At 68.7% G+C, this 7,012-nt stretch carries 6 protein-coding genes; 2 read left to right on the plus strand and 4 right to left on the minus strand.

Annotated features, from left to right (window positions below; genetic code table 11):
• Window positions 1–66: 66 nt before the first annotated feature.
• Genes rnr through FHD68_RS16725 form a run of 4 tightly spaced genes read right to left on the minus strand, consistent with a single transcriptional unit; the run spans window position 67 to window position 4,643 of the window.
• A complete protein-coding gene (rnr, locus tag FHD68_RS16710) occupies window positions 67–2,316 on the minus strand; it encodes a ribonuclease R (protein WP_127897789.1) in 2,250 nt (749 codons plus the stop codon).
• 4 nt (window positions 2,317–2,320) lie between these two features.
• Window positions 2,321–2,740, minus strand: a complete 420-nt coding sequence (locus tag FHD68_RS16715) for a GNAT family N-acetyltransferase (protein WP_127897788.1) — start codon at window positions 2,738–2,740, stop codon at window positions 2,321–2,323.
• On the minus strand, window positions 2,737–3,876 hold the full coding sequence (gene dapE / locus FHD68_RS16720; protein ID WP_045981018.1) for a succinyl-diaminopimelate desuccinylase: 1,140 nt from the start codon (window positions 3,874–3,876) through the stop codon (window positions 2,737–2,739). The genes FHD68_RS16715 and dapE overlap by 4 nt, the downstream gene beginning before the upstream one ends.
• Window positions 3,876–4,643 carry a sulfite exporter TauE/SafE family protein gene (locus FHD68_RS16725; RefSeq protein ID WP_139086267.1) on the minus strand — a complete coding sequence of 256 codons (768 nt, stop codon included), beginning with the start codon at window positions 4,641–4,643 and terminating at the stop codon, window positions 3,876–3,878. The genes dapE and FHD68_RS16725 overlap by 1 nt, the downstream gene beginning before the upstream one ends.
• 179 nt (window positions 4,644–4,822) lie before the next feature.
• On the opposite strand from FHD68_RS16725, the gene FHD68_RS16730 reads away from it, so the two are divergent.
• On the plus strand, window positions 4,823–6,421 hold the full coding sequence (locus FHD68_RS16730) for an acyl-CoA dehydrogenase family protein (protein WP_371706113.1): 1,599 nt from the start codon (window positions 4,823–4,825) through the stop codon (window positions 6,419–6,421).
• A gap of 81 nt (window positions 6,422–6,502) precedes the next feature.
• Window positions 6,503–6,958: an META domain-containing protein gene (locus FHD68_RS16735; RefSeq protein ID WP_052714564.1), complete on the plus strand. Its 456-nt coding sequence runs from the start codon at window positions 6,503–6,505 to the stop codon at window positions 6,956–6,958.
• Window positions 6,959–7,012 lie beyond the last annotated feature (54 nt).

A 7,012-nucleotide genomic window follows, 5' to 3' on the forward strand; every position in this document is an offset into this window, starting at 1 on the left:
AGCCCGATGGCCTACCTGATGAAGCCGCTGGCCGACTACTTCAATCGCGCGTTCCGCGAAAGCTGATCAGCGCTTGCGCCGCCGCTTGGTGGCGCGCTTGATCTCGGCCAGCCGCGACTTGACGGCCATGCGACCCGGTCCACCGCCGCGGCGTCCCTTGGACGGACCGCGCGGCAGGGTCGCGCCCTCCAGCTCCAGCAGGTCCAGCAGCAGCCCCCCGGTCAGGGGCAGCGCCTCGGCCAGGCGCACGGTCACCCGCTGTCCGATGCCGATCTCCAGGCCCGTGTCGCTGCCGATCAGCATCTGGCGGTCTGGGTCGAAGTGGAAATATTCCTGCCCGATGGCGCGGATGGGCAGCAGCCCGTCGGCCCCCGTCTCGTCCAGCTTGACGAAGGCGCCGAACTTCTGGATGCCGCTGATGCGGCCGGTCATCTCGGTGCCCACACGTTCCGCCAGGAACGCCGCCAGATAGCGGTCGGTCGTGTCACGTTCGGCGGCCATGGATCGCCGCTCGGTCTCGCTGATATGGGTCGCGGTCTCGGGCAGGCGTTCGACCTGATCCTCGGTCAGCCCGTCCTTGCCCCAGCCATGCGCGCTGATCAGCGCCCGATGCACCACCAGGTCGGCGTACCGCCGGATGGGCGAGGTGAAATGCGCATAGCTTTTCAGCGACAGGCCGAAATGGCCGAAATTCTCGGGGTGGTAATAGGCCTGGGTCATCGACCGCAGCGTGCTGATGTTGATCAGCTCGTCGAAATCGCTGCCCTCGGCCTGGGACAGCAGGCGGTTCAGGTGGCTGGTGTGCAGCACCTGCCCCTTGGCCAGCGTGAACCCCGAGGCCTGGGCCACCTCGCGCAGCGCGTCCATCTTGGCTAGGCTCGGCTCCTCGTGGACGCGGAACAGCAGGGGGCGCTTGTGACGGGTCAGCTCCTCGGAGGCGGCCACGTTGGCCAGGACCATGAACTCCTCGATCAGCTTGTGCGCGTCCAGGCGTTCGCGGAACGCCACGGCCGTGACGCGTCCCTCGGGCGACAGCTCGATCCGGCGTTCCGGCAGGTCCAGTTCCAGCGGCTGGCGGCGCTCGCGCGCACCCTTCAGCAGGCCATAGGCATGCCACAGCGGGCGGATCACGTCGTCCATCAGCGGCGCGGTCTGCGCGTCGGGCACCCCGTCCGCGCCCGCCTGCGCCTGCTCATAGGCAAGGCTGGCGCGGCTGTTCATCATGGCGCGGTGGAACCGGTGGCCGGTCTTGTTGCCCTGCGCGTCCAGCCGCATCTCGACCGCGATGACGGGTCGGTCGACGCCCTCGTGCAGCGAACACAGGTCCGCCGACAGCGCCTCTGGCAGCATCGGCACCACGCGGTCGGGGAAATAGGTCGAGTTGCCGCGCCCCCAGGCCTCGCGGTCCAGCGCGCTGCCGGGGCGGACGTAATGGGCCACGTCGGCGATGGCGACCCAGATCGTCGCACCGCCGTCCTCCTCGACGAAGGCCGCGACCGCATCGTCGTGGTCGCGCGCGTCCGACGGGTCGATGGTGACCAGCGGCAGATGGCGCAGGTCGTCCCGCCCCTTCAGCGGCGCGGGCTTGGCGGCCTCGGCCTCGTCCAGCGCCTTTTGCGGAAATTCGTCGGGGATGCCGTGCTGGTGGATCGCGATCAGGCTGACCGCGCGGGGCGCCGACGGATCGCCCAGACGTTCGATGATGCGCGCCTGCGGCAGGCCCATGCGGCCGCGTGGGCCGATCTGTTCGCCCTGCACCAGTTCGCCGTTCTCGGCGTCCAAGGTGGCGTCGGCACGGACGCGCCATTCCTTGTCCTGGCCCTTGTCGATGGGCAGGATGCGGCCGCCCTCGCTGTCCTTGCGGAAGATGCCGGTGATGCGGTTCGCGCTGGCCGTGATGCGGCGGATCAGGCGGGCGCGGTACTGATAGTCCTCGCCCAGAACCGGCATCAGCCGGCCCAGGAACCGGTCGCCGCGGCCCAGGGCCGGATCGGCCTTCAGCGGCGCGTACAGGATCCGCGGCATCGGCCCGGTCCCCGACCATTCCAGCGGTCGCGCGAACAGATCGCCCGACCCGTCCGGCGCCAGCAGTTCCAGGACCGTCACCGGCGGCAGCGTCTCGGCGTCCAGGTAATGGCGGCGGCGGCGCTCCAGATGGCCCTCGGCCTCCAGCTCCTTCAACAGCCGCTTCAGCTCGATCCGCGCGGCGCCCTTGATGCCGAAGGCCTTGGCGATGTCGCGCTTGGAATTGGCGTCCGGATTGTCGGACACCCATTCGAGGATCTGCGCCTTGCTGGGGATCTGGGTCTGGGTCATCGGCTCACTTCAGGTCCAGGGCCATGTCGCGATGCGGGATGCCCGCGTCGTCATAGACGGGGCCCTCGGCGACAAAGCCCAGCTTTTCATAGAAACCCATCGCATCGGTCTGCGATCCCAGCCGCACCTGGCGCACGCCGCGGGCGGCCAGCGCGTCGATGGCGGCCCGCATCAAGGCGGCCCCCGTGCCGGTTCCGCGCTGGTCGGCCAGCACGCAGACGCGGCCGATCTTGCCGATGTCGTCCTTGACCAGCAGGCGCGCGGTCGCGACCGGACGGTCCTCCGCATCGGTCGCCAGCAGGTGGACGGCGTCGCCGTCCAGGTCGTCCATCTCCTCGGCCTCGGGGACGTTCTGCTCCTCGATGAAGACGGTGCGGCGCAGCGCGTGGCAGGCGGCCAGGTCGGTCGTCTCGACGATGGTCATGCAAAGAACCTTTCCAGGATACGCTGATAGATCACCTGCAGCTGGCGGACCTGCTGGGCGGGGACACGTTCGTCCACCTGGTGCATGTGGGCACCGACCAGCCCGAATTCCACCACCGGGCAGTGATCCTTGACGAAGCGCGCGTCCGAGGTGCCGCCCGATGTGGACAGGACCGGCTGCCGGTTCGTCTCCTGCTGGACGACGCCGCGCACCATGTCGACGAAGGGGCCGGGCGCGGTCAGGAACGCCTCGCCCGAGATCTGGGCCTCGACGCGCAGCGTCACGCCGGTCTGCTCCTGCACCGCCGCCGCGCGGTCGCGCAGGCGGTCCAGCAGGCCCGCCCCGGTATGCAGGTCGTTGAAGCGGATGTTGACCACCGCCACCGCCTTTTCCGGGATCACGTTCGACGCGGGGTTGCCGCAGTCGATCGTGGTGATCTGCAGCCCCGAGGGGTCGAAATGATCCGTCCCCTGGTCCAGCGGCTCGGCGGTCAGGTCGGCCAGATAGCGGGTCAGCGCGTGCAGCGGGTTCAGCGCCTTGTGCGGATAGGCGGCATGCCCCTGACGACCCTTGGCGGTGATGGTGTAGGTGGCCGATCCACGCCGGCCGATCTTCATCATCTCTCCCATCACCTCGGGGTTCGACGGCTCTCCGACGATGCAGGCTTCCATGCGTTCGTCGTTCGCGGCCATCCAGTCCAGCAGGGCGATGGTACCGTCTCGGGACGGGCCTTCCTCGTCGCCGGTGATGGTCAGGATCACGGCCCCGTCCGGGGGCGTCTGGCGCACGAAATCCACCGCGGCGCAGACAAAGGCCGCGACCCCGGATTTCATGTCGGTGGCGCCCCGGCCCCAGATCACGTCGTCCGCGTCCCAGTGGCCGGAGAACGGCGGATGCGTCCAGGATGCCGGATCACCCGGCGGCACCACGTCGGTATGCCCGTTGAAGCCCATGGCCCGCGCCCCCTTGGCGCCCCATCGCGCGAACAGGTTCGGCGTGCCGTTGCGGTCGACGCGGTGGCAGTCGAAGCCCGCCTCCTCCAGCATCTCCTGCAGCAGGACCAGGGCGCCGCCCTCCTCGGGCGTGACCGAGGGGCAGCGGATCAGGCGGGCGGTCAGGTCGGCGGCGTCAGGCATCACAGGCTCCAGAGATCAAAGGCGCGGCGGATCAGGTTCAGCCCGGTCAGGATCAGCAGCAGCAGCGTCCAGCGGCGGAACTGTTCGACATCCAGCCGGTCCTGCAGCGCAAACCCCGCCATCATCCCCGCAAAGGCCGGGAAGCACAGGACCGCGGACAGGGGCAAGGTCGATGCGTTCAGCAGGCCGGAAAACAGGTGCGCCACCGTCAGGACGACCGCGCCGATCAGGAACACGACGCCCTGCACCCGCACCTGTTCGCGCTTTTCGGTGCCCACCGACAGCAGATAGACGATCAGCGGCGGCCCCCAGATGCCCGAGATGCCGCCGTACAGTCCGCCGATGACGCCCGACCACCCCTCGGCCCGCCTGCGGTGGCGCAGGTTCAGGACCAGCGGGCGGCCCGACAGCTGCCACAGCGCGAACAGCGTGATGGGCAGGCCCAGCAGCGCGTACATCACCCATTGCGGGATCACCGCCGCGAACCCGGCAGAGACGCAGATGAAGATGCCGACCATTGCGATGTGCAGGCGGAACTTGATGGCCGAGGCCACGGCGGCGGGCCGCCCGTCGCGCACGGCCTGCTGGATGTTGGTGAACAGCGTCGGCAGGATCATCGCCGCAAGGGCCACCGGCGCCGGCATGATCGACCCGAAGGCCGAGATCATGATCATCGGCATGGCAAAGCCCAGGGCCCCCTTCACGAAGCCCGCGAAGGCGGTAACCCCGAAGGCCGCCACGAATTGCCAGGGCTCCAGTCCGAACATGGGGGCACGCTAACCGCGACGCCGGGAAAGGAAAAGGCCGCTTTGACGGATCAGCGACATGCGAATCCGGTGCGACACAATAGGTCGCGTGGAGGTCATTGGGCGCAAAATTGTTGCGCTGCAGGTGCGAAGGCGCTACCCATGCTGCAATGCCGCGAAAGGACGAATCGATGAAAGACATGACCCATCAGTCCCAGACCGTCCTGTCCGAACTGGACGATCTGCTGGCCCGTGCCACGGAGGCCCTGCGCGCCCGCGTGACGGTGGACGGCCGCGTCGACACAGACGCGCTGGAGCGGCACCAGCATGCGGCGCATGCCCTGTCCTGGCTGGCCACCTATGTCATGTCGCTGCGTCAGCTGGCCGACTGGTCGGCGCGCGTGGACGGCCCTGTCGAGGCGCTGATCACCCGCATCGGCATGGGAGAATACCTGACCCAGATCCTGGGCGGCATCCCGATGAGCCAGACCGAATTCGCGCGCCTGTCCGATCTGGGCGTGACGTGGCAGCCGTCGGAACAGGCGCTGTCGCTGATGGCGGGCAACACGCCCGAGGCGCGGGCCGAACTGGCCGCCCTCATGGCGCGCGACGCCGGCGCGGCGATTTTCGGCGCCAGCGGCCTGGACGAGGATCTGGAGATGATCCGCGACCAGTTCCGCCGGTGGAGCGACGACAAGGTCGCCCCCCATGCCCATGGCTGGCACCTGCAGGATCAGCTGATCCCGATGGAGATCATCAGCGAACTGGCCGAACTGGGTGTCTTCGGCCTGACCATCCCCGAGGAATTCGGCGGCCTGGGCCTGTCCAAGGCCGCGATGGTCGTCGTGTCCGAGGAGCTGTCGCGCGGCTATATCGGCGTGGGCTCTCTTGGCACGCGCAGCGAGATCGCGGCCGAGCTGATCCTGTGCGGCGGCACCGAGGCGCAGAAGGCGCAATGGCTGCCGCGCCTGGCCAGCGGCGAGACGCTGCCCACCGCGGTCTTCACCGAACCCAACACCGGCAGCGACCTGGGCAGCCTGCGCACCCGCGCGGTCCGGGACGGCGGCGATTGGGTGGTGACCGGGAACAAGACCTGGATCACCCATGCCGCCCGCACGCATATCATGACCCTGCTGGCGCGCACGGATCCCGCGACCGACGACTATCGAGGGTTGTCGATGTTCATCGCCGAAAAGACGCCGGGCACCGATGCCGACCCCTTTCCCACCCCCGGCATGACCGGCGGAGAGATCGAGGTTCTGGGTTACCGCGGCATGAAGGAATACGAGCTGGCATTCGACGGCTTCCGCGTCGACGGCGCGAACCTTCTGGGCGGAGAGACGGGCCGCGGCTTCAAGCAGCTGATGGAGACGTTTGAATCCGCCCGCATCCAGACCGCGGCGCGCGCGATCGGGGTGGCGCAGAACGCGCTGGACCTGGGGCTGCGATACGCGCTGGACCGCAGGCAGTTCGGCAAGCCGCTGGCGGCCTTTCCGCGTGTGGCCGACAAGCTGGCCATGATGGCTGTCGAAATCATGATCGCGCGGCAGCTGACTTATTTCAGCGCGTGGGAAAAAGATCACGGTCACCGCTGCGATGTCGAGGCCGGGATGGCCAAGCTGCTGGGTGCCCGCGTGGCCTGGTCGGCGGCCGACAATGCCCTGCAAATCCACGGTGGCAACGGTTTCGCGCTGGAATATCCGATCAGCCGGGTGCTGTGCGATGCCCGCATCCTGAACATCTTCGAGGGCGCGGCAGAAATCCAGGCCCAGGTGATCGCGCGCAGGTTGTTGGGCTGATGCGCGCGCGGGCTGGATCGGCGCCGAAAATGACGCTAGACCACCTCAGCCCCGCTTGTCTGCGCCCATAGGAGCCTGCCCATGTCCCTGACGATCCGCCCCGCCCTTGCCTTGGCCGCCATCGCCACGTTGACCCTGTCCGCCTGCTCGGAACCGGCGGGCGACCCGATGGGCGGCATCCCGGCCAACGACTATGTGCTGGTGGGCATCGGAAACGGCACCGTGCCGCTGCGCAACATCACCCTGACGACCCGCCCCGAGGGCGTGTCCGGTCGCGGGCCGTGCAACGGCTATGCCGCCAAGAACACCGTCCCCCTGCCCGCCGTCGCCTTCGAGCCGCTGCAGACGACCGGCGTCACCGACTGCAAGGATCTGGCCGTCGAACAGCGCTTCTTCGAGGCGCTGCAGCAGGCCAATTCGATGGAGTTCTATGGCGGCGTTCTGCGCATCAAGGGCCCGACCTGGCTGATCTTCGAAAGCGGCCGCCCCGCCGAACAGGCCACCGACGCGCTGTCGGCCGCCCGCGGCAACCAGTAGGTCTCAGCCGTCCTGCGGCCCCGCGGCGGGCCGCAGCAGGCGCCGCACCAGCCG

It is taken from the genome of Paracoccus marcusii (assembly GCF_006151785.1).
Taxonomy (GTDB): Bacteria; Pseudomonadota; Alphaproteobacteria; order Rhodobacterales; family Rhodobacteraceae; genus Paracoccus; species Paracoccus marcusii.